Here is an 18,955-nt window from a genome sequence, read left to right on the forward strand (position 1 = left end):
TGTCGGATGTCAGATATTCCCGCCGCGCCAGCCGACCGTCGGCGATGTCAGGCGAGGAACGCGCGCGCCGCCGTCACCATCGCCGTCGTCGCGGTGTCGAGCGTCGGCTGCAGCACCGGGATGAAGTCGGGGGAGTGGTTCGACGGCACGTCGACGTCGAAGGTCCCGCGCTCGCGGGCGGCAGCCACGATCTCGGGATCGAAGCCGCCGTACATCCAGTAGACGTACGGCGCGCCCCAGGCGTCGGCGAGGTAGCTGAAGTCCTCGGAGCCGAGCAGCGGCTGCTGCACGTCGTGCCGGTCGCCGAAGGCGGCGTCGAACGCCTCGCCGACGCGCGCCGCCGCCGCCTCGTCGTTGATCGTGAGCGGGGCGATGTCGCCGCGCGTGATCGTGGCAGGCGGCGCACCCGCAACGTGGCACTCGCCCTGCACGATGCGCTCGATCGCGGTCAGGATGCGCCGCCGGACCGGCTCCTCGAAGGTGCGGGTGTTGATCTCGAAGCGGGCGGAGTCGGGGATGATGTTCTGCTTCGTGCCGGCGTGGAACGTGCCGACCGTGACGACGGCGCGGTCGGAGGGCGCGACCTCGCGCGAGACGATCGTCTGCAGCCGAACCACCATCGTCGCCGCGAGCACGATCGGATCGATCGTCTTCTCGGGCTGCGAGCCGTGACCGCCGCGGCCGTGCACGGTGACGATGAGGTGGTCGCTCGCCGCCATCACGGGTCCGGCGGCGCTGCGCACCTCGCCGGCGGCGCCCGGCATGACGTGCTGGCCGAGGGCCACGTCGATGCCCTCGGGGAAGCGCTCGCGGAGCGCCGCCTGCATGCCCAGCGCCCCGTCCATCGTCTCCTCGGCGGGCTGGAACACCGCGAGGACCGTGCCCGACCAGTCGTCCTGGTCGACGAGGATCCGGAGCGCACCCTGCAGCGCCGCCATGTGAGTGTCGTGGCCGCACGCGTGCATCACGCCGATGCTCTGGCCGTCGAAGACGTCGGTCGCCGTCGACCGGTAGGGCACCTGCTCGACCTCGGTCACCGGCAGGCCGTCCATGTCGGCGCGCAGCAGCACCGTCGGCCCCTCGCCGCGCCGCAGCACCCCGACGACGCCCGTCGACTCGCCCACGCCCTCGTGGACCTCGAAGCCCGCCTCGCGCAGCAGCTCCGCCATGCGGGCAGCGGTGCGGTGCTCGCGGTTCGAGAGCTCGGGGCTCGCGTGCAGCTCGCGGTAGAGGTCTTCGATGAACGGGCGGTGGTTCTCGAGCGTCATGCGGCCAGGCTACGCCGCGACCGCCCGCGGGGCCCTGCAGGGCGACCGGTAGGATCGAGGGGAACTGTGAGGAGAGCCGTGACCGCCACGCCGAGCCCCTCGCAGGGATGGCACCCCTGGCACCTCCCTGCGATGCGAGCCGTCCCCGCGCTCGCCGTCGGGCTGCCGCTGCCGTTCATCCAGCTGCACTCGCCGATCGTCGGATTCATCGCGCTCATCGTGCTGCTCGTCGGCACCGCGGCCGCCCTCTGGCTCGGTCGATCCCTCGTGCCGGCGCAGGCAGGTCGCTGGCCCGCGGTCACGGCCGCATGGACGGCGCTGCTCGCATGCATCGCGATCGCCGTCGCCGTGCTCGATGCGAGCGAGCTGACCCTGGCGCTCACGGTGGGGGCGTGGGCCGTGCCAGCCGGCGCGCTCGAGCTGCTCGGCTGGTGGCGGATGCGCGCCGAGACCGAGCCGCGCGCGCTGCGGCTCGCCCGCGACTGGCGAGCGGTCGGCGTCTTCACCATCCTGCTCGGCGTCGTGTTCCTGTTCGTCCGCGACGCCGTCACCCTGACCGGCCTGCTCGGCGCCTACGCCGTCATCGTCGGCGTCTATCACGCGCTCGCGGCGCTCTCCGCACGCCCCGCGCGCACCACCACGGAGCGGAGCAAGGCATGACCGACGACCAGCGACCGGACGGCCAGCGATCGGACGGCAAGGATCACCGCCGTCCCGACGGTCCCATCCAGCCGACGCGACGGCAGCAGCTCAAGCCCTTCGAGTACCTCGCGTTCGCGGGCGCCGCCGGCGTCTTCGTGGGGTTCGTCGTGCTGCTGTCGATGCGCGACATCGTGCTCGCGCTCATCTTCTTCGGCGTCGCCTTCATCGGCACGCTGCTCATCACGGCGACGCTGATGCTCGCGATCAAGCCCAAGGGCCGCTCGGCCGCCGACCTCGACAAGCGCGAGGGCTTCGAACCGTGAGGCCCGCGGCGCTGCTCGGCGCCCTCGCCGTCGTGGCGATCGCCGGATGCTCGCCGCTGCCCACCGCGGCCGAGCGCACCGTCGCGCCCCTGCCGACCTCGGGCGAGTCCGCTCCGCAGCTCGCTCCCGAGGGTCCGCACCTCGCCGCGGGCGGCCGCATCCTCGACCCCGTCGCGGACGACGTCGGCGGCACCGAGGTCTGCGACGGCCGGGGCGGTCGCGAGACGCTCGAGACGTTCGACCGCGCGGCATGGGCGGCGCTCGACGTGCCAGCGGGTGACGCGGAGCTCAGGTGCGGCAATGCCGACGGCGCGGGCTGGCGCCACATCGCCGACGGGCACACCGGCGACTTCGACGAGCTGGCGGCGCTCGTGGGCGTGGGCTGGGAGGACGTCGCGTGGTTCGCGATCGACCGCGCGCTGGAGCAGCCGACGCGCGTCGAGCCGTACCGCGACAACATCGTCAACTACGACGTGCTGGTCGAGTACATCGACGGCGGCCGCGCGGAGCGGTCCTGGATGGTGACGGTCGGCGTCGGACTCGGCAGCGGCCACATCATCACGTCGTTCCCCGACGAGCAGCGCTGACGCCCGTGCGACGGTCGGTCAGCCGGGAGCGAGCGCCGTCAGCACGGTGAGCGCGTGGCGGAGCGCGTCCTCCGGGTCGACGTCGGGGTGCCCGACCGCCGGATCGAAGTTCAGGTCGATGAACACCTCCGTCATGCCCTGCGCCGCCAACGCAGGAAGGTCGTCGCGGATCGCTGCGAGGGTCCCGGTGAGCAGTCGGCTCCGGGGACCCACCACCGCGACGCCCCGACACACGAAGCGGAGCGCCTCGGGGTCGCGGCCTGCGCGCTCGGCGGCGGCCCGCACCCGAGCCACGGCGGGGCCCAGCTCGCGGAGGTCGAACTGGCTGCGGCTGATCCATCCGTCGGCCATGCGACCGACCCGGTCCAGCGCTCGAGGCGCATCGCCGCCGAGCAGCACGGGCGGGCGCCGCACGGGCTTCGGAAGGATCGTGGACGGCGGCACCCGATAGAACTCGCCGTCGAAGCGCACCGGGTCGTCGGACCAGATCGCGTCCAGGCAGCGCAGATACTCCTCGGCCCTGGCCCCGCGCTGCTCGAAGGGGACGCCGACCGCTGCGAACTCCTCCCGCGCCCAGCCCAGGCCGAGCCCTGCCAGCACCCGGCCGCGCGCGAGCACGTCCAGGGTGGCCAGCTGCTTGGCGAGCACGACCGGCGCGAGGAACGGTGCGTTGACGATCGCGGTCCCGAGCTCGATGCGGTCGGTGATCGCCGCGGCGTATCCGAGCGTCACCACCGGATCGAGGACGCTCGTGTACACCGGCGGCAGCGGCGTCGCCGCGGGCACCAGCAGGCGCTGGAACGTCCACAGCGTCGAGTAGCCGAGCTCCTCCGCCCGTCTGGCGACGGTGAGCACGTTCTCCGGGGTCGCCCAACCCCCGGAGACCGGCAGGCCGAATCCGACATCCATGGGGCAACGGTAGGCGCTCTCGCGATCGACCGGGCGCTCGATGTCGGCACCCGACTCGCCCCTATCCCGACCCGATCCGCGGTGCTTCACTGAGCCCAGGCTCGATGAGGAGGCACCCGATGAGCACGATGGACCAGGGCCCGCACCATGGCTGGCACCAGGGCCCGTACCTGGGCACCGACATCGCCGGCTTGATGCACGCGACCCGCGCGGAGGCGCGGCGGGTCATGGAGTCGTCGAAGGGCGACCTGGTCACCGACCACGAGGCCATCCTCGACCGGCTGCAGACGGCCGAGCTCATCAGCGGCGACGAGGCCAGGACGCTGCTGGACCTGTACCGGATCGGCTTCGAGGCCGGCGAGGGCAAGGGCGACGCGCAGCGCGCGTTCTTCGAGTCGCGGAGCATCTACGACCGGATGGCCGCGAGCGGCACTGCGAGCCCGGTCGCGCTGGTCGTCGCGTCGGCCGCCGTCGGCTCGTTCGAGGTGTCACCCGGCGACGACGGATCGACGACGGTGACGATCGCGCGGCAGAGCTACGGCTCGAGCCTCGCGGGCATCGGCGCCGGGATCGGCGCGCTCATCGGCGGGCCCGCGGGAGCCACCCTCGGCGGAGCGATCGGTGGCCTGATCGGCGGCATCGTCGACGAGAAGAAGGACAAGAAGAAGTAGCCGCGCCTGGCACGATGGGGCGCATGCGCGATCTCGTCTCCGTCGACTGGCTGGCGGAGCACAGCGGCGAAGGCGACCTCGTGGTCGTCGACGCCAGCATGGCGCCCCCGGGCTCTGACGAGCCGCTGCCCGTGGACGGCATCCCGGGCGCGGTCCGGTTCGACATCGAGGGCGCGATGTCGAGGAGCGACGAGACGGACGGCCTCGGTCCGGTCGGCGTGCACGACATGCTCGCGCCCCACGAGTTCGAGCGCGCGCTCCGCGCGATCGGCATCCGCACGGGCGACCGCGTCGTCGCCTACGACGCTGCCGGGATGTTCTCGAGCGCCCGAGCCTGGTGGATGCTGCGGGCGGCGGGCATCGACGCCGCCGTGCTCGACGGGGGACTGCCCGCCTGGGTCGCCGCAGGGCATCCGCTCGCCCCGGTCGCGGGCGATCTCGGTCGTGAGGGCGACGTCACCGTGGCGTGGGATGCGTCGGCGTTCGTCGACGCCGACGCCACGGCCGCGGCGCTCGCGACCGGCGAGGCCGCGGTGCTCGACGCCCGCTCGCCCAGCCGCTTCACCGGCGCGGAGCCGGACCCGCGAGAAGGGGTGCGCGCCGGTCACATGCCCGGCGCGCGCTCGCTGCACTACGCGGCCATCGCACCCTCAGGCCGCCTGCTGCCTCCCGAGGAGCTGGCCGCCCGGCTGCGCGACGCGGCGGGCGAGCGGCCGATCATCGCGAGCTGCGGCTCGGGCGTCACGGCCGCCGTGCTCGCGCTTGCCGCCACGCTGACCGGTCGTGAGGCGGCCGTCTACGACGGCTCGTGGTCGGAGTGGGGCCGTCGCGACTCCGGTCGACCGGTCGCGACGGGGGCCGGACGACCCGCGGAGCGCGAAACGCCGCAGCCGCCGATTCTTTTGACTGATTCACGATAGCGGCTACGGTGGAGGCATGACCGAGCCGGATGCCGAACTGCTGCGAGCGCGCGGCCTGCGCGTGACGCAGGGGCGCCTCGCCGTGCTCGGCGTGCTCGATCGGCTGCCGCACGCCGACGCGGAGGGCGTGCACCGCGCGCTCGCCGATGCGGGCAATGAGACCTCGGTGCAATCGGTGCACAACGTGCTGGGCGACCTCACGGGCGCCGGCATCGTGCGCCGCTTCGAGCCCGCCCGCTCCGCCGCGCGCTATGAGCGGCGGGTCGGCGACAACCACCACCACGCCGTGTGCTCGAGCTGCGGGCGAGTCGACGACGTCGACTGCGTCGTCGGCGAGGCGCCCTGCATGCACGCGGATGCGCCCCCCGGGTTCACCGTGCAGGCGGCAGAGGTGACGTTCGTCGGCCTGTGCGCGGACTGCGCCCAGTCGGCCTGACGCGCACCGCACCGATCCCGCCCGGGCACCGTCGCCCATCCACCCGCCGTGCACGGCGTCGCCGTGCCGTGCCCACAGACCCGCTCAGCGGACCCACCGAGACACGAAGAGGAAGAGGAAGCATGACGACTCCCACCACGAACAGCGTCGGCACACCGATCGCGAGCGACGCGCATTCGCAGAGCGTCGGCGCCGACGGCGTGATCGCGCTCACCGACCACTACCTGGTCGAGAAGCTCGCGCACTTCAACCGCGAGCGCGTGCCGGAGCGGGTGGTGCACGCCAAGGGCGGCGGCGCCTACGGTCGCTTCGTCACGACGCACGACGTCTCGCGCTACACGCGCGCCGCGCTGTTCCAGCAGGGCGTCGAGACCGAGATGCTCGCCCGCTTCTCCACCGTGGCCGGCGAGCAGGGCAGCCCCGACACGTGGCGCGACCCGCGCGGCTTCTCGCTGAAGTTCTACACGAGCGAGGGCAACTACGACCTCGTCGGCAACAACACCCCCGTCTTCTTCATCCGCGACGGCATCAAGTTCCCCGACTTCATCCGCTCGCAGAAGCGCCTGCCGGGCTCGAACCTGCGCGACAACGACATGCAGTGGGACTTCTGGACGCTCTCGCCCGAGTCGGCGCACCAGGTGACGTGGCTCATGGGCGACCGCGGCCTGCCCAAGACGTGGCGCAACATGGACGGCTTCGGCTCGCACACGTACCAGTGGATCAACGCCGCGGGCGAGCGCTTCTGGGTGAAGTACCACTTCAAGACGAACCAGGGCAACGACTTCGTCACGCAGGAGGAGGCCGACCAGCTCGCGGGCAGCGACGCCGATCATCACATCCGCGACCTGTACTCGGCGATCGAGGACGGCGACTTCCCGTCGTGGACGCTGTCGGTGCAGGTCATGCCCTACGAGGACGCGGCGACCTACCGCTTCAACCCGTTCGACCTGACGAAGGTCTGGCCGCACGGCGACTACCCGCTCATCGAGGTCGGCCAGATGATCCTCGACCGCAACCCGGAGAACTACTTCGCCGAGATCGAGCAGGCGGCGTTCTCGCCAGCGCACTTCGTGCCCGGCATCGCGGCGAGCCCCGACAAGATGCTGCAGGCGCGCATCTTCAGCTACGCCGACGCGCAGCGCTACCGCATCGGCGCCAACCACGCCGAGCTGCCGGTCAACCGCGCACGGGCCGCGGAGGTGCAGTCGTACGACAAGGCGGGCCAGCTGCGCCACACCTTCGCCTCGCCGAGCACGCCCGTCTACGCGCCGAACTCCTTCGGCGGACCGGCGGCGGATGCGGGCGCGGCCGGTGACGACCGCGGGTGGCAGAACGACGGCGAGCTCGTGCGCTCGGCCGTCACGCTGCACCCCGAGGACGACGACTGGGGCCAGGCCGGCACGCTCGTGCGCGAGGTGCTGACGATCCCCGAGCGCGAGCGCCTAATCGCGAACATCGTCGGCCACGTCGGCAAGACGCGCGTGCCCGAGATCCGCGAGCGCGCGATCCAGTACTGGAAGAACGTCGATGCGGCGCTCGGTGCGCTCGTCGAGGCCGGACTGACGCCCATCGAGGAGCCGCGCTCGTCGCTCGCGTCCGAGCCGGTGCGCGCGCCCGCCGTCTTCTAGGCCGACCGCTGCACGCGGCCCGCCCCGGATCGCCGGGGCGGGCCGCCATGCGTCGGGCCCGCGGCCAGCACCTGGCCGCGCGCGGAGCGAAGCCGCTCGCCCCGGTCAGTGCTCGATGATGCCCTGGAACTCGACCATCGTGCGGATCGCCTCGATGGTCCTGCGCGGCTGCAGGTGATCGACGTCCTTCGGTCCGCCCAGCGACAGCAGCGGCACGAACACGAACGACTCGTCGAAGGCGAGCGCGCCGTGCTTCGCCACCGCCTGCGGGAACAGCGCCCAGTCGAACTTCCGCTCGAGGTGTTGCGCGCCACCGCCCACCGTGAGCTTCACGAAGGTCGAGACCTTCGAGCCGAGGCCGGTGGTGTCCTCCTTGCGGTACCTGATGCCCGTGACGCCATCGCCCGGATCCCAGGTGATCACGTCGGCGAGCCCGGTCGCCATGATCGGGATGGCGATGCGCCGTCCCGTGACCTTGCCGAGGATGTCGCCGATGCCCGCCTCGTAGACCCGAGGGTCGATGATGCGCACGAAGCCTTCGGCGAACGTCCCGAAGCCGTACCGCCGCCACAGCTCGACCAGGTCCTCCGGAACGCGGTCGCGGTACGCGTCGATCAGGTCGGGGGGCACGGGAGCGCGCGGGACGAAGTCCGGGATCTCGATCACGGCTCGACCCTACGCATCGCCTCCCTGCGTGCGCTCGCCGATCGCGGCGTCGACCCTCTCGAGCCTCAGGGGCGCAGCAGCACCTTGATCGCTCGCCGCTCGTCCATCGCGCGGTAGGCGTCAGCGGTGTCGTCGAGCGGCAGCTCGAGGTCGAAGACGGCGGATGCGTCGAGCTCGCCCGCGAGCACCGCCGGCACGAGCTCGGGCAGGTAGCGGACGACGGGCGCCATGCCGCCGCGCAGGCCGATGTTGCCGCGGAAGGCGGTCGGCCAGGGGATCTGCGTGCCGTGCGGCACGCCGACGAAGCCGACGGTCGCGCCGGGGCGTGCGACGCGGAACGCCGTGAGCATCGACTGCTCGGTGCCGACGCACTCGAGCACGGCATCCGCCCCCACCCCGTCGGTCAGCTCGCGCACCGCCTCGACGGCGTCGTCGCCGCGCTCGGCCACGAGGTCGGTGGCGCCGAACTCGGTGGCGAGGCGCTGCCGCGCGGGGTTGCGCGAGAGCGCGATGATGCGCTCGGCTCCGAGCCGGCGTGCCGAGAGCACGCCGCACAGGCCGACCGCGCCGTCACCGACGACGACCGCCGTCGAGCCCCGCGCCACGCCTGCCGAGACAGCCGCGTGGTAGCCGGTCGGCAGCACGTCGCTGAGCGCGAGCACGGCCGCGTGCTGCTCGGCGTCGGGCGCCTCGTCGAGCACGAAGCACGTGGCGTCGGCGTTCGTGACGCGCGTCAGCTCGGCTTGGCCGCTCGCGGTCATGGCCAGCTCGACGCAGCCCTGCGTCTGGCCGGCGAGGCAGTGCACGCAGCGGCCGCAGCAGTGGTCGAACGGCACGATCACGAAGTCGCCGACGCGGACGCGCGCGACCTCGGCTCCCACGGCCTCGACGACGCCGATGGCCTCGTGCCCGATCGTCCTCGGCTCGTGCACGGGATTCGCGCCGCGGTACGGCCAGAGGTCGGAGCCGCACACGCACCCGGCGACCACTCGCACGATCGCGTCGGACGGACGCTCGATGGATGGGTCGGCCCACGTCTCCACGCGGATGTCGCCGGGGCCGTGCAGGATCGTCGCTCGCATGCCTCCAGCCTGGCACGCGGCGGCCGCCCCGGCCGCGCCGGCCGCGCTCGCTACGGCAGGCGGTCGACGAGCTCGCTCGCGACGCCCGTGTACGCCGCCGGCGTGAGGCGGCGCAGCCGGTCCTTCGCCGCATCCGAGATGTCGAGGCCGTCGACGAACGCGATTAGCTGCTCCTGCCCGACCTGCTGTCCTCGCGTGAGCTCCTTCAGCTGCGCGTACGGGTCGTCGATCGACGAGCTGCCGGCGAGCACCTCGGCACGGATGACCGTCTGGATCGCCTCGGCGAGCACCTCCCAGTTGCCGTCGAGCGCGGCGTCGAGCGACGCATCCGACACGGCGATCTCGCCGAGCCCGCGACGGAGGTTGTCGAGCGCGAGCAGCGAGTGGCCGAGCGCGACGCCGACGTTGCGCTGCGTCGACGAGTCGGTGAGGTCGCGCTGCAGGCGGCTCGTGACGAGCGTCGCGGAGAGCGACTCGAGCAGCGCCGAGGCGATCTCGAGGTTCGCCTCGGCGTTCTCGAAGCGGATGGGATTGATCTTGTGCGGCATCGTCGACGAGCCCGTCGCGCCCTCGACCGGGATCTGCGTGAACGTGCCGAGCATGATGTACGTCCACACGTCGGTCGCGAGGTTGTGCAGGATGCGGCCGGCGTGCGAGATGGCGCCGAACAGCTCGGCCTGCCAGTCGTGCGACTCGATCTGAGTGGTGAGCGGGTTCCAGGTGAGGCCGAGGTGCTCGACGAAGGCGGATGCGGTGGCCGGCCAGTCCGCGCCGGGCTCGGCGACGACGTGGGCCGAGAACGTGCCGGTGGCGCCGGCGAACTTGCCGAGCACCTCGACCTGCTCGATGCGTTTCGCCTGCCGCTCCAGCCGCCATACGACCACCGCGAGCTCCTTGCCGAGCGTGGTCGGCGTCGCGGGCTGCCCGTGCGTGAGCGAGAGCATCGGGCGGTCGCGCTGCTCGAGCGCGAGCTCGCGCAACCGGTCGATCACGGCTCGGAAGGCGGGCATCCAGACGTCGCGCACGGCCGCGCTGATCGTGAGGGCGTACGAGAGGTTGTTGATGTCCTCGCTCGTGCAGGCGATGTGCACGGCCTCGGAGAGCCGCTCGAGCCCCTGCTGCTGCAGGCGGTCGCGGACGAGGTACTCGACGGCCTTCACGTCGTGACGCGTGACCGCCTCCTTCGCGGCGAGCCAGTCGATCTCCGCCTGCCCGAAGCCTGCGGCCCACGCGCGCAGCGCCTCGGCATCGGCCGGCTCGACCGGCGTCGCGCCGAACAGGCGGTGCTCCGCCACCCACAGCAGCCACTCCACCTCGACGTGCACGCGCGCCCGGTTGAGGCCCGCCTCCGAGAGGTGCTCGGCGAGCGCCGACGTCTGCCGCTGGTAGCGGCCGTCGAGCGGGGAGAGGGGCTGGATGGGCAGGGGCATGGGGCTCCTTCAGGGGCGCATGGCGGGCTGGATCTGGCGGAACAGCCTGCCGACGGCGGTCTCGATCTGGCGGAGGACGGTGCCGAAGAAGGCGTCCTCCGAGTAGTAGGGGTCTGGCACGTCCTGCCCGGCGGCGTCGGGGTCGAACGAGAGCAGCAGGCGGATCTTCGAGAGCTGCTCGTCGCCGCGCGCGAGCGAGCGCAGCGCCCGCTCCTGACCGCGGTCGAACGCGATCACGAGGTCGAAGTCGTCGAGCCAGCGCGGCTTGAACTGCTTGGCCCGATGGGCGCCGCCCTCGTAGCCCGCCGCGGAGAGCACGGCGAGCGTGCGCGGGTCGGCGGTCTCGCCCACGTGGTACTCGCTGATCCCCGCGCTCGCGACGAGCAGGCGGTCGGCGACGCCGTGCCGCTGCGCGAGCCGCTCGAACGCGGCGGCGGCCATCGGGGAGCGGCAGATGTTGCCGGTGCACACGAACACGACGCGGAAGCGCGTCGCATCGGCGAACTCCCGGTGGATGGTCACGCGCCCATTGTGGCAAACGCGGGGCCCGTGCCGGCGCGGGTGCGCGTGGATCCCTCCACAGCCGGCGCTCGACGTCGCCCGCGCGAGGCGGCGGAGGTGCGATGGTCCGTGCTCGGGAGGTGACGAGGACGATGACGGATGCGGCTGCCGCGGCTGCCGGGGCGAAGGCCGCGGCAGAGGCGCACGCGGTCGCGGCAGCGGTGCGACGGGCCGCGCGGCTGCTCGACGACGCGGGCGCGCTCGTGCTGCTGCGGGGCCAGGACGGCTGGCTGGGGCCGGCGAGGGACGCCTTCGACGCGCGCGGGCTCGCCCTGCACGACCGGCTCGCGGCCGAGGAGCACGAGCTGCGGATGCTGGCGCTCGCGATCGAGGGGGCGGCATGACCTCGGTGGCGCAGGCATGACGACGATCGAGCGCGTGGGCGGCGGGGGCGACTTCGGCGCGAGGACGGTCGCCTGGGACCAGACCGTCACGGGCGTCGCCTGCGCCCGGCTGCGCGACGCCGGCTGGACGGCGCGTTGCGCCGTGGTCGCGCTGCGCGCGGCGCCGTCGCTGCCACTCGACCCGGCTCCGGGCATCGACGTCGCCGGGCTCAGGGCGTGCTCGGCGGAGCTCGACGCGCGCATCGCCGCCGGCACGGCGCTCGTCGTCGAGCTCGAGCGGCTCCACGACGACACGATGCTCGCCGGCCGCGCATACGAGCTCGCCTCCGATGCGGTGCTGCGGCTCGTCGAGGAGGTCGCGGCCTCGGTCGCCTGGGGGCTCGGGGCTGCGACGCCCGCCCTCGTCGCAGCAGCCCTTGGTCTGTCGTCCCCGCTGCTGCTGCTGGGCGCCGGCGCCGCGGTCGCCGCCGGCCTCGTGACCGTGCCGCTCGTCGCTCGACTCGCGGTGACGCATCCCCAGCACGTCGCCGCGCTCGTCGGGCACGCGCGCACGGCCGGCGTGCCGCTCGATCGGTTCATGGCGCAGGCCGCCGACTTCTGGGATCGCGCAGGGGAGGCGCTGCTCGCGACGCCGGGGTTCGTGCCGGCGCTTGCCCTCGCGGTGGAGTCGACCGACGAGGCGCTCGCGGGGCTGCTGCGCATCCCGGAGCCGGCGGCCGCGAAGCTCGAGGCGATGATCGGGCAGGACGAGCTGTTCGCGGCGCTGGCCGCGGGCGCGGGCCTCGGCCTGCGGGCCGGCGCCGGGCTGCAGCCGGTCCGGGCCGGCGCCGTGCGGCCGCTGCCGACGCCCTCGCGACCCGTGTCGGCGCCCGGTGAGGCGATGCGGGTCATCCTCAGCCAGGACGACCAGGTGACGATCCACGAGCACCGCATGCGCGACGGCAGCCGGCGCTTCCAGGTGTTCGTGCGGGGCACCGAGTCGTGGCTGCCGGACTCCGCGACCGGGCTCGACGGGCCGGCGAACCTCGAGAACGCGGGATCGACGCCCCGCACCCTGCTCGGGTCGGATGCGGCGCTCGCCCAGGCGATGGCGGCCGCGGGCATCGACGCCAACGACCCGGTCGACCTGTTCGGCTACTCGCAGGGGGCCGCTGCGGCCGCGAACGCCGCGGCGAGCGAGCGCTTCCGCATCGAGACGGCGATGCTCGTGGGCGGGCCAGTGGCCGGCGCCGAGCTGCCACCCGGCGTCGCCGTGCTCTCGGTGGCGCACGTGGGCGACCCGACCGCGGCGATGGACGGCATCGGCGACGGGGACGGGCCCGTGACGGTGACGCTCGAGAGCGCCGGCGGGCACGGCTCCGGGTTCGCCGCGCGGCACTCGGGGGAGGAGTACGCCGAGACGCTGATCCGGGCGCAGCGCGACGACTTCTTCGTCGCGGCCTTCACGGAGCGGCTGCGCGAGTCGACCGCCGGCGGGGAGGGGGTGGCGGGGTGGGGAGTGGAGCTCACGCGCAGCCCGCGCCCACCCCGGTGATCGAGTAGCAGGGGCGCAGCCCCCGCACCCCCGGTGATCGAGTAGCAGGGGCGTAGCCCCCGCGTATCGAGATCACGTCCGCTCGGCTCGTCGTCCGGCCCCGTCTCGATACGGGCGCTGCGCGACCTACTCGACGAGCGTGAGAGAGGTCACCTTTCCCGCGGCCGCTCCTTGCCGAAGATCGGGCGCGTGACGATCGTGATCAACCAGGTGAGGAAGGCGATGCAGACGGCGGCGAGCATGCCCCACCAGAACGTCTCGACGTGGATGCCGAAGCCGACCATCTCCGAGAGCCAGTGCACGATCATCAGCAGGAACGCGTTCACGAACAGGGCGACGATGCCGATCGTGAGGATGTAGAGCGGGAACGCCACGATCCGGATGAGGTTGCCGATCGTCGCGTTGACGAGCGCGAACACCAGCGCGACGCCGAGCGTCGTGAGCGCGACCTCCCACCACGCGCTGCCGATCGACTCGATGCGGATGCCCGGCACGAACAGGGTCACGAGCCAGATCGCCAGGGCGGTGAACACCACACGGAGCAGGAAGCGCATGGGGTGATCATCGCATCCATATCCCCGAGGGAGCCACGGCGCGCAATAGCCTGAACCGGTGACTGTGCGACTTCGACCCGAGATCGCGGCCGTGCCGCCCTACCAGCAGGGCCGGCCGGCGCCCGAGGGGGGCTTCAAGCTCTCGAGCAACGAGAACCCGTTCCCGCCGCTGCCCGCGGTCGTGGAGGCGGTGCAGCGCGAGGCGCTGCGCGTCAACCGCTACCCCCGGCCGGGAGCGCCCGACCTCAAGGCGGCGCTCGCGACCGAGCTCGGCGTCGACGCGGGACGCATCCTCATCGGCGACGGCTCGGCGACCCTGCTGCAGCAGCTCATCCACGCGGTCGCGGGCCCCGGCGACGAGGTCGTCTACGCGTGGCGCTCCTTCGACGCCTACCCGCTGTTCGTCCGCACGGGCGGCGCGACCGCGATCGAGGTGCCCGTCGACGCCGAGCACGCGCACGACCTCGACGCCATGGCCGCCGCCATCACCGACCGCACGCGCGCCGTCATCGTCTGCAGCCCCAACAACCCCACCGGCACGATCGTCGACGCCGCGGCGCTCGACGCGTTCATCGCCCGGGTGCCCGCCGAGGTGCTCATCATGCTCGACGAGGCGTACATCGAGTTCGTGCAGGAGTCGGCGATCGACGGGATCGCGCTGCAGCGCGAGCACGCGAACGTCGTCGTGCTGCGCACGTTCTCGAAGGCGCACGGCCTCGCCGGCCTGCGCGTCGGCTACGCCGTCGGCGACCCCCAGGTGCTGCGCGGCGCCGACCTCTGCGGCGTGCCGCTGTCGCAGACGGCGCTCGCCTCCGCCGCCGCACTCGCCGCGCTCGCGCACCGGGACGAGACCTACGCCCGCATCGAGGTGCTGATCGCGCAGCGCGACGCTCTCTGGGAGCGCCTCGTCGACGCCGGCGTGCCCGTGCCTCGACCGTTCGGCAACTTCGTCTGGGTGCCGTCGCAGCCGGGCCAGGAGGAGGCGATCCACGACATCCTGACCGCCAACCACATCGTCGCGAAGGTCTTCGCCGACGGTGTGCGCATCTCGGTGGGGGAGCCCGAGGCCGACGACCACATCGTCGCGGCCGCCGTCGCGATCCAGGCGCTGCAGTGACGCGGGCCGACACCCCGGCCGAGGTCGCGACCGAGCCCATCCGTCTGCTCGACGCGGACGGCTCGCTCGTCGAGTCCGACGCGAACGCCGAGTGGCGCGAGCTCGCGGCGCAGCTGACGACCGAGGACCGGCTCGCGATGCACGGCGAGATGCTGCGCACGCGCCGCTTCGACATCGAGGCCGGCCACCTGCAGCGGCAGGGCAAGCTCGGCCTGTGGGTGCCGTCGATCGGCCAGGAGGGCGCGCAGGTCGGCGCCGCCTGGGCCTCGCGCGAGCAGGACACGCTCTTCCCCTCCTACCGCGAGCACCTCATCGCGCTGCACCGCGGCGTCGACATGCTGCAGATCATCGACATCTTCCGCGGCGCCGTGCACGGCGGCTGGGACCCGCTCGAGACGCGCGGCATGCGCATCTACTCGCTCGTGATCGCCACGCACGCGCTGCACTCGACCGGGTACGCGATGGGCATCCGCTTCGACGGCAAGTGCGGCACCGGGGATGCGTCGACCGACGAGGCCGTGATGGCGTTCTACGGCGACGGGGCGGCGAGCCAGGGCGACGCGAGCGAGGGGCTCGTCTTCGCGGCCAGCTACGACGCGCCGATCGTCTTCTTCGTGCAGAACAACAAGTGGGCGATCTCGGTGCCGTCGTCGCGGCAGAGCCGCTTCCCGCTGCACGAGCGCGCCCGCGGCTTCGGGCTCGACGCCGCCTGGGTCGACGGCAACGACCCGCTCGCGTCGTTCGCGGTCACCCGGCGGATGCTCGACGCGGCCAGGCAGGGACGCCCCGGCTACGTCGAGGCCGACACCTACCGGATGGGCGCGCACACGACGAGCGACGACCCCACCCGCTACCGGCCCTCCGACGAGGAGGAGTCGTGGCGCCGCCGCGACCCCATCGCGCGCCTGGCAGCGCACCTGCGCGAGCTCGGCGTCGACGACGCGACGCTCGTCGACCAGGACCGGGAGGCGACGGAGCTCGCCGCCGACATGCGACGCCGCACGCTCGCGGCCGGCACCGCCGCGAGCGACGACATCTTCGACCACGTGTACAGCGAGCCCCACCCGCTCGTGCTCGAGCAGAAGCGGGCGCTCGCGGAGTTCGAGGCCGGCTTCGGAGGCGATGCATGACGAGCGAGACCCAGACCGCGAAGCCCGGGCCGGTGCAGCCGGTGCAGCCGTCGCAACCGGCCGCATCCGTCACCATGCCCATCGCGAAGGCGCTGAACTCGGCGCTGCGCGAGGCCATGCGGGCCGACGACAAGGTGCTGCTGATGGGCGAGGACATCGGCCCGCTCGGCGGCGTCTTCCGCATCACCGACGGCCTGCACGCCGAGTTCGGCGACGACCGCGTGCTCGACACCCCGCTCGCCGAGGCCGGCATCATCGGCACCGCCATCGGGCTCGCCATGCGCGGCTACCGGCCGGTGATCGAGATCCAGTTCGACGGCTTCGTCTATCCCGGCTTCGACCAGATCGTCTCGCAGCTCGCGAAGATGACCGCCCGCCACCGCGGGCGCCTGTCGATGCCCGTCGTGATCCGCATCCCCTACGGCGGCCACATCGGCGCCGTCGAGCACCATCAGGAGAGCCCCGAGGCGTACTTCGCCCACACGTCCGGCCTCCGGGTCGTGAGCCCGTCGACCGCGAACGACGCGCACTGGATGCTGCGGCAGGCCATCGAGAGCGACGACCCGGTGATCTTCCTCGAGCCGAAGTCGAAGTACTGGTCGAAGGGTGAGGTGCTGCCGGCACCGGCGGCCGCGCTGCACCAGGCGGTCGTCGCGAAGCCCGGCAGCGACGTGACGCTCATCGGCCACGGCGCGATGGTGCACGTGCTGCTGCAGGCGGCGCACATCGCCGAGGGCGAGGGCACCTCGTGCGAGGTCATCGACCTGCGCTCGCTGTCCCCGATCGACTGGGCGCCGCTCGTGGAGTCGGCGCAGCGCACCGGTCGCGTCATCGTCGCGCAGGAGGCGCCGGGTCACGTGTCGGTCGGCTCCGAGGTCGCTGCGACGATCGCCGAGCGCGCCTTCTACTCGCTCGAGGCACCGGTGCTGCGGGTCTCGGGCTTCGACACACCCTTCCCGCCGGCGCAGCTCGAGGACATCTACCTGCCCGACGCCGACCGCGTGCTCGATGCGGTCGATCGCTCGCTGGCCTACTGAGACAAGGACGCACCATGCAGGAGTTCAGGCTGCCCGACCCGGGCGAGGGGCTCACCGAGGCCGAGATCGTGACCTGGCGGGTGCGGCCGGGCGACACGGTGCACGTCAACGACGTGCTGCTCGAGGTCGAGACGGCCAAGTCGCTCGTCGAGCTGCCGAGCCCCTTCGACGGCACCGTCGAGGCGCTGCTCGTCGAGGAGGGGCAGACCGTCGAGGTCGGCACCCCCATCATCCGCGTCTCCGGCGGCGACGCCGACGCGGTCGAGACGACGCTCGACACGCAGCAGACCGTCGACCGCGACGAGGACGGCGGCGCCGTGCTGGTCGGCTACGGCGTGCGCGGCGGTGCGGAGACGCGACGCCGCAAGCCCCACACCGTGCGCGACGTGCCCGCGCCGGCGCGTGCGAGCGGCGGCCGGCCGAACCCTCCGGCGTCGGTGCCCGCGGCATCCGCGTCTCCGGTGATCGCGAAGCCACCGATCCGCAAGCTCGCGAAGGACCTGGGCGTCGACCTGTCGCTCGTGTCGGGCAGCGGCCTCGCCGGCGAGGTGACGCGCGACGACGTCGTGCAGTCGGCCAAGCAGGCGAGCGTGTTCCGCAACCTCGAGGCGCCCGAGTGGTCGGGCGGCCGCGAGGAGCGCATCCCGGTCAAGGGCGTGCGCAAGGTGATCGCGCAGGGCATGGTCGACTCCGCGTTCACGGCCCCGCACGTGTCGGTGTTCACCGACGTGGATGCGACGCGGACGATGGAGTTCGTCCAGCGACTGAAGGGGTCGGCCGACTTCGCCGAGGTGAAGGTCTCGCCGCTGCTCATCATGGCGAAGGCCATCCTGTGGGCGATCCGCAGGTCGCCGCAGGTGAACTCCACCTTTACGGGCGACGAGCTCGTCGTGCACCACTACGTCAACCTCGGCATCGCCGCGGCCACCCCGCGCGGCTTGCTCGTGCCGAACGTCAAGGACGCGCAGAGCATGTCGCTGCTGGAGCTCGCGAAGGCGCTGCAGCAGCTCACGACCACCGCACGTGAGGGCCGGACACAGCCCGGCGACATGCAGCACGGCACCTTCACCATCACGAACATCGGCGTCTTCGGCATGGACACCGGCACGCCGATCCTCAACCCGGGCGAGACGGGCATCATCGCGCTCGGCACGATCCGGCAGAAGCCCTGGGTCGTCGACGGCGAGGTGCGGCCGCGCTGGGTGACGACCGTTGGCGGCTCGTTCGATCACCGCGCGATCGACGGCGACGTCATCAGCCGCTTCGTGGCCGACGTGGCCTCGATCCTGGAGGAGCCAGCGCTGCTCCTCGACTGAGGGATGGCGCGCACGGTCGCAGGCGCGGAGGATGGGCGCATGCGCTCGCGGCCCCGTTCGATCGTGCGTGCTGCCATGGCGCTCTGCATCATCGCGGCGCTCAGCGCGTGTGCGGGCGACGAGGGCCCCGCGCCCACATCGGGCGCCATTCCCGGCTCGGAGCCCGCGCCTGCCTCGACAGCACCCATCGTCGCGCCGAGCACGGATGGCACGACGCTCACCCCGGAGCAGCTCGACCTCTGCCTCGACCGCTCGGTCGAGCCGGCGGGCAGCTTCTTCCTCGGTCGCGGCTCGCCAGCGCCGCTCGACCATCTGCGAGCCGCGGTGGCCGACGTGAGGCGGTCACTGCTGAGCGCGGTCCCGGAGCGCGTCGCCCGCCTCACGTTCGACGCGACGGTTCCGTGGCTCACGGTCGTGCCCGCGGCAGGCGAGGAGATCACCGACGAGACGCTCGCCGCCGCCTTCTCCGCGCTGACAGGGATCGACGTCGACGTGCCGGCGGCGCTCGGATCGGTGGAGGTCGTGGCGCCCGAGGGTCGGGCGTTCTCCGAGCAGTGCGCGGCCTACACGGACGCGTGGGCGCTCATGGAGGGCAATCCCGAGGAGGGGCCGATGCTGGTGGCCCTCGGCTTCGACCTCGAGCGCGGCGTGATCACGGCTGGCGTGACGGATCCCGAGGATCCCCGGTTCGCCGCGCTCGCCGCGCACGGCGATGTCGTCGAGATCACCGAGGAGCAGTGCTGCGCCGTCGGTGAGTGACGGCAGGGTGCATTTTTCGCTGATCGAGTAGCTGCCGGGCG

At 72.7% G+C, this 18,955-nt stretch carries 21 protein-coding genes; 14 read left to right on the forward strand and 7 right to left on the reverse strand.

What is annotated here, in order from left to right; all coding sequences use genetic code 11:
* Nucleotides 1-47: 47 nt before the first annotated feature.
* Entirely contained in the window at nucleotides 48-1,268 is a 1,221-nt protein-coding gene (locus tag ACLQ21_RS05295) for an amidohydrolase (protein WP_425662191.1), read from the reverse strand.
* A 78-nt stretch (nucleotides 1,269-1,346) separates the two neighbouring features.
* On the opposite strand from ACLQ21_RS05295, the gene ACLQ21_RS05300 reads away from it, so the two are divergent.
* The 3 genes from ACLQ21_RS05300 to ACLQ21_RS05310 are packed head-to-tail and all read left to right on the forward strand — an operon-like array spanning nucleotide 1,347 to nucleotide 2,820.
* Complete coding sequence (locus ACLQ21_RS05300; protein ID WP_425662193.1) at nucleotides 1,347-1,928, forward strand: hypothetical protein; 582 nt, start codon at nucleotides 1,347-1,349, stop codon at nucleotides 1,926-1,928.
* Complete coding sequence (locus ACLQ21_RS05305) at nucleotides 1,925-2,233, forward strand: ABC transporter ATP-binding protein (RefSeq protein ID WP_425662195.1); 309 nt, start codon at nucleotides 1,925-1,927, stop codon at nucleotides 2,231-2,233. The genes ACLQ21_RS05300 and ACLQ21_RS05305 overlap by 4 nt, the downstream gene beginning before the upstream one ends.
* Nucleotides 2,230-2,820: a hypothetical protein gene (locus ACLQ21_RS05310; protein ID WP_425662197.1), complete on the forward strand. Its 591-nt coding sequence runs from the start codon at nucleotides 2,230-2,232 to the stop codon at nucleotides 2,818-2,820. The genes ACLQ21_RS05305 and ACLQ21_RS05310 overlap by 4 nt, the downstream gene beginning before the upstream one ends.
* A gap of 18 nt (nucleotides 2,821-2,838) precedes the next feature.
* On the opposite strand, the gene ACLQ21_RS05315 is transcribed toward ACLQ21_RS05310, so the two are convergent.
* The gene (locus tag ACLQ21_RS05315; RefSeq protein WP_425662199.1) at nucleotides 2,839-3,729 is read right to left on the reverse strand and encodes a TIGR03619 family F420-dependent LLM class oxidoreductase; all 891 of its coding nucleotides are present in this window, start codon (nucleotides 3,727-3,729) and stop codon (nucleotides 2,839-2,841) included.
* 119 nt (nucleotides 3,730-3,848) lie between these two features.
* On the opposite strand from ACLQ21_RS05315, the gene ACLQ21_RS05320 reads away from it, so the two are divergent.
* From ACLQ21_RS05320 to ACLQ21_RS05335, 4 genes are all read left to right on the forward strand, one after another.
* Complete coding sequence (locus ACLQ21_RS05320; RefSeq protein ID WP_425662201.1) at nucleotides 3,849-4,400, forward strand: hypothetical protein; 552 nt, start codon at nucleotides 3,849-3,851, stop codon at nucleotides 4,398-4,400.
* Between the two features lie 23 nt (nucleotides 4,401-4,423).
* Nucleotides 4,424-5,320, forward strand: a complete 897-nt coding sequence (locus tag ACLQ21_RS05325) for a sulfurtransferase (RefSeq protein ID WP_425662203.1) — start codon at nucleotides 4,424-4,426, stop codon at nucleotides 5,318-5,320.
* 16 nt (nucleotides 5,321-5,336) lie between these two features.
* Entirely contained in the window at nucleotides 5,337-5,756 is a 420-nt protein-coding gene (locus tag ACLQ21_RS05330; protein WP_425662205.1) for a Fur family transcriptional regulator, read from the forward strand.
* Between the two features lie 122 nt (nucleotides 5,757-5,878).
* A complete protein-coding gene (locus tag ACLQ21_RS05335; protein WP_425662206.1) occupies nucleotides 5,879-7,384 on the forward strand; it encodes a catalase in 1,506 nt (501 codons plus the stop codon).
* Nucleotides 7,385-7,489: 105 nt separating this feature from the next.
* Here ACLQ21_RS05335 and ACLQ21_RS05340 read toward each other — a convergent pair whose 3' ends face one another.
* From ACLQ21_RS05340 to ACLQ21_RS05355, 4 genes are all read right to left on the reverse strand, one after another.
* The gene (locus tag ACLQ21_RS05340) at nucleotides 7,490-8,050 is read right to left on the reverse strand and encodes a GAD-like domain-containing protein (protein ID WP_425662208.1); all 561 of its coding nucleotides are present in this window, start codon (nucleotides 8,048-8,050) and stop codon (nucleotides 7,490-7,492) included.
* Between the two features lie 65 nt (nucleotides 8,051-8,115).
* Nucleotides 8,116-9,132: a zinc-binding dehydrogenase gene (locus tag ACLQ21_RS05345; RefSeq protein ID WP_425662210.1), complete on the reverse strand. Its 1,017-nt coding sequence runs from the start codon at nucleotides 9,130-9,132 to the stop codon at nucleotides 8,116-8,118.
* A 50-nt stretch (nucleotides 9,133-9,182) separates the two neighbouring features.
* Nucleotides 9,183-10,562: an adenylosuccinate lyase gene (gene purB, locus ACLQ21_RS05350; protein WP_425662212.1), complete on the reverse strand. Its 1,380-nt coding sequence runs from the start codon at nucleotides 10,560-10,562 to the stop codon at nucleotides 9,183-9,185.
* Nucleotides 10,563-10,571: 9 nt separating this feature from the next.
* Nucleotides 10,572-11,084, reverse strand: coding sequence for a low molecular weight protein-tyrosine-phosphatase (locus ACLQ21_RS05355; protein WP_425662214.1), 513 nt, complete (start codon nucleotides 11,082-11,084; stop codon nucleotides 10,572-10,574).
* 101 nt (nucleotides 11,085-11,185) lie between these two features.
* Here ACLQ21_RS05355 and ACLQ21_RS05360 point away from each other — a divergent pair, with 101 nt between their 5' ends.
* Entirely contained in the window at nucleotides 11,186-11,467 is a 282-nt protein-coding gene (locus ACLQ21_RS05360) for a hypothetical protein (RefSeq protein WP_425662216.1), read from the forward strand.
* Nucleotides 11,468-11,483: 16 nt separating this feature from the next.
* Entirely contained in the window at nucleotides 11,484-13,001 is a 1,518-nt protein-coding gene (locus ACLQ21_RS05365; protein ID WP_425662218.1) for a hypothetical protein, read from the forward strand.
* A 149-nt stretch (nucleotides 13,002-13,150) separates the two neighbouring features.
* Here ACLQ21_RS05365 and ACLQ21_RS05370 read toward each other — a convergent pair whose 3' ends face one another.
* The gene (locus ACLQ21_RS05370; RefSeq protein WP_425662220.1) at nucleotides 13,151-13,555 is read right to left on the reverse strand and encodes a phage holin family protein; all 405 of its coding nucleotides are present in this window, start codon (nucleotides 13,553-13,555) and stop codon (nucleotides 13,151-13,153) included.
* Between the two features lie 58 nt (nucleotides 13,556-13,613).
* Between ACLQ21_RS05370 and ACLQ21_RS05375 the strand changes: the two genes are divergently transcribed.
* From ACLQ21_RS05375 to ACLQ21_RS05395, 5 genes are all read left to right on the forward strand, one after another.
* On the forward strand, nucleotides 13,614-14,672 hold the full coding sequence (locus ACLQ21_RS05375) for a histidinol-phosphate transaminase (RefSeq protein WP_425662222.1): 1,059 nt from the start codon (nucleotides 13,614-13,616) through the stop codon (nucleotides 14,670-14,672).
* The gene (locus tag ACLQ21_RS05380; protein ID WP_425662223.1) at nucleotides 14,669-15,802 is read left to right on the forward strand and encodes a thiamine pyrophosphate-dependent enzyme; all 1,134 of its coding nucleotides are present in this window, start codon (nucleotides 14,669-14,671) and stop codon (nucleotides 15,800-15,802) included. The genes ACLQ21_RS05375 and ACLQ21_RS05380 overlap by 4 nt, the downstream gene beginning before the upstream one ends.
* 74 nt (nucleotides 15,803-15,876) lie before the next feature.
* On the forward strand, nucleotides 15,877-16,839 hold the full coding sequence (locus tag ACLQ21_RS05385; RefSeq protein ID WP_425662413.1) for an alpha-ketoacid dehydrogenase subunit beta: 963 nt from the start codon (nucleotides 15,877-15,879) through the stop codon (nucleotides 16,837-16,839).
* Nucleotides 16,840-16,853: 14 nt separating this feature from the next.
* A complete protein-coding gene (locus tag ACLQ21_RS05390) occupies nucleotides 16,854-18,155 on the forward strand; it encodes a dihydrolipoamide acetyltransferase family protein (protein ID WP_425662224.1) in 1,302 nt (433 codons plus the stop codon).
* 39 nt (nucleotides 18,156-18,194) lie between these two features.
* Nucleotides 18,195-18,914, forward strand: coding sequence for a hypothetical protein (locus tag ACLQ21_RS05395; protein WP_425662225.1), 720 nt, complete (start codon nucleotides 18,195-18,197; stop codon nucleotides 18,912-18,914).
* Nucleotides 18,915-18,955 lie beyond the last annotated feature (41 nt).

The organism is Agrococcus sp. DT81.2 (genome assembly GCF_049844935.1).
Taxonomy (GTDB): domain Bacteria; phylum Actinomycetota; class Actinomycetes; order Actinomycetales; family Microbacteriaceae; genus Agrococcus.

Excerpts from the sequence above, each read along its gene's own strand:
- purB (WP_425662212.1), bottom strand. The coding sequence starts at position 10,562 with ATGCCCCTGCCCATCCAGCCCCTCTCCCCGCTCGACGGCCGCTACCAG.
- ACLQ21_RS05385 (WP_425662413.1), top strand. The coding sequence starts at position 15,877 with ATGCCCATCGCGAAGGCGCTGAACTCGGCGCTGCGCGAGGCCATGCGG.
- ACLQ21_RS05315 (WP_425662199.1), bottom strand. The coding sequence starts at position 3,729 with ATGGATGTCGGATTCGGCCTGCCGGTCTCCGGGGGTTGGGCGACCCCG.
- ACLQ21_RS05320 (WP_425662201.1), top strand. The coding sequence starts at position 3,849 with ATGAGCACGATGGACCAGGGCCCGCACCATGGCTGGCACCAGGGCCCG.
- ACLQ21_RS05390 (WP_425662224.1), top strand. The coding sequence starts at position 16,854 with ATGCAGGAGTTCAGGCTGCCCGACCCGGGCGAGGGGCTCACCGAGGCC.
- ACLQ21_RS05365 (WP_425662218.1), top strand. The coding sequence starts at position 11,484 with ATGACGACGATCGAGCGCGTGGGCGGCGGGGGCGACTTCGGCGCGAGG.
- ACLQ21_RS05395 (WP_425662225.1), top strand. The coding sequence starts at position 18,195 with ATGCGCTCGCGGCCCCGTTCGATCGTGCGTGCTGCCATGGCGCTCTGC.
- ACLQ21_RS05345 (WP_425662210.1), bottom strand. The coding sequence starts at position 9,132 with ATGCGAGCGACGATCCTGCACGGCCCCGGCGACATCCGCGTGGAGACG.
- ACLQ21_RS05305 (WP_425662195.1), top strand. The coding sequence starts at position 1,925 with ATGACCGACGACCAGCGACCGGACGGCCAGCGATCGGACGGCAAGGAT.
- ACLQ21_RS05360 (WP_425662216.1), top strand. The coding sequence starts at position 11,186 with ATGGTCCGTGCTCGGGAGGTGACGAGGACGATGACGGATGCGGCTGCC.
- ACLQ21_RS05325 (WP_425662203.1), top strand. The coding sequence starts at position 4,424 with ATGCGCGATCTCGTCTCCGTCGACTGGCTGGCGGAGCACAGCGGCGAA.
- ACLQ21_RS05295 (WP_425662191.1), bottom strand. The coding sequence starts at position 1,268 with ATGACGCTCGAGAACCACCGCCCGTTCATCGAAGACCTCTACCGCGAG.
- ACLQ21_RS05370 (WP_425662220.1), bottom strand. The coding sequence starts at position 13,555 with ATGCGCTTCCTGCTCCGTGTGGTGTTCACCGCCCTGGCGATCTGGCTC.
- ACLQ21_RS05330 (WP_425662205.1), top strand. The coding sequence starts at position 5,337 with ATGACCGAGCCGGATGCCGAACTGCTGCGAGCGCGCGGCCTGCGCGTG.
- ACLQ21_RS05335 (WP_425662206.1), top strand. The coding sequence starts at position 5,879 with ATGACGACTCCCACCACGAACAGCGTCGGCACACCGATCGCGAGCGAC.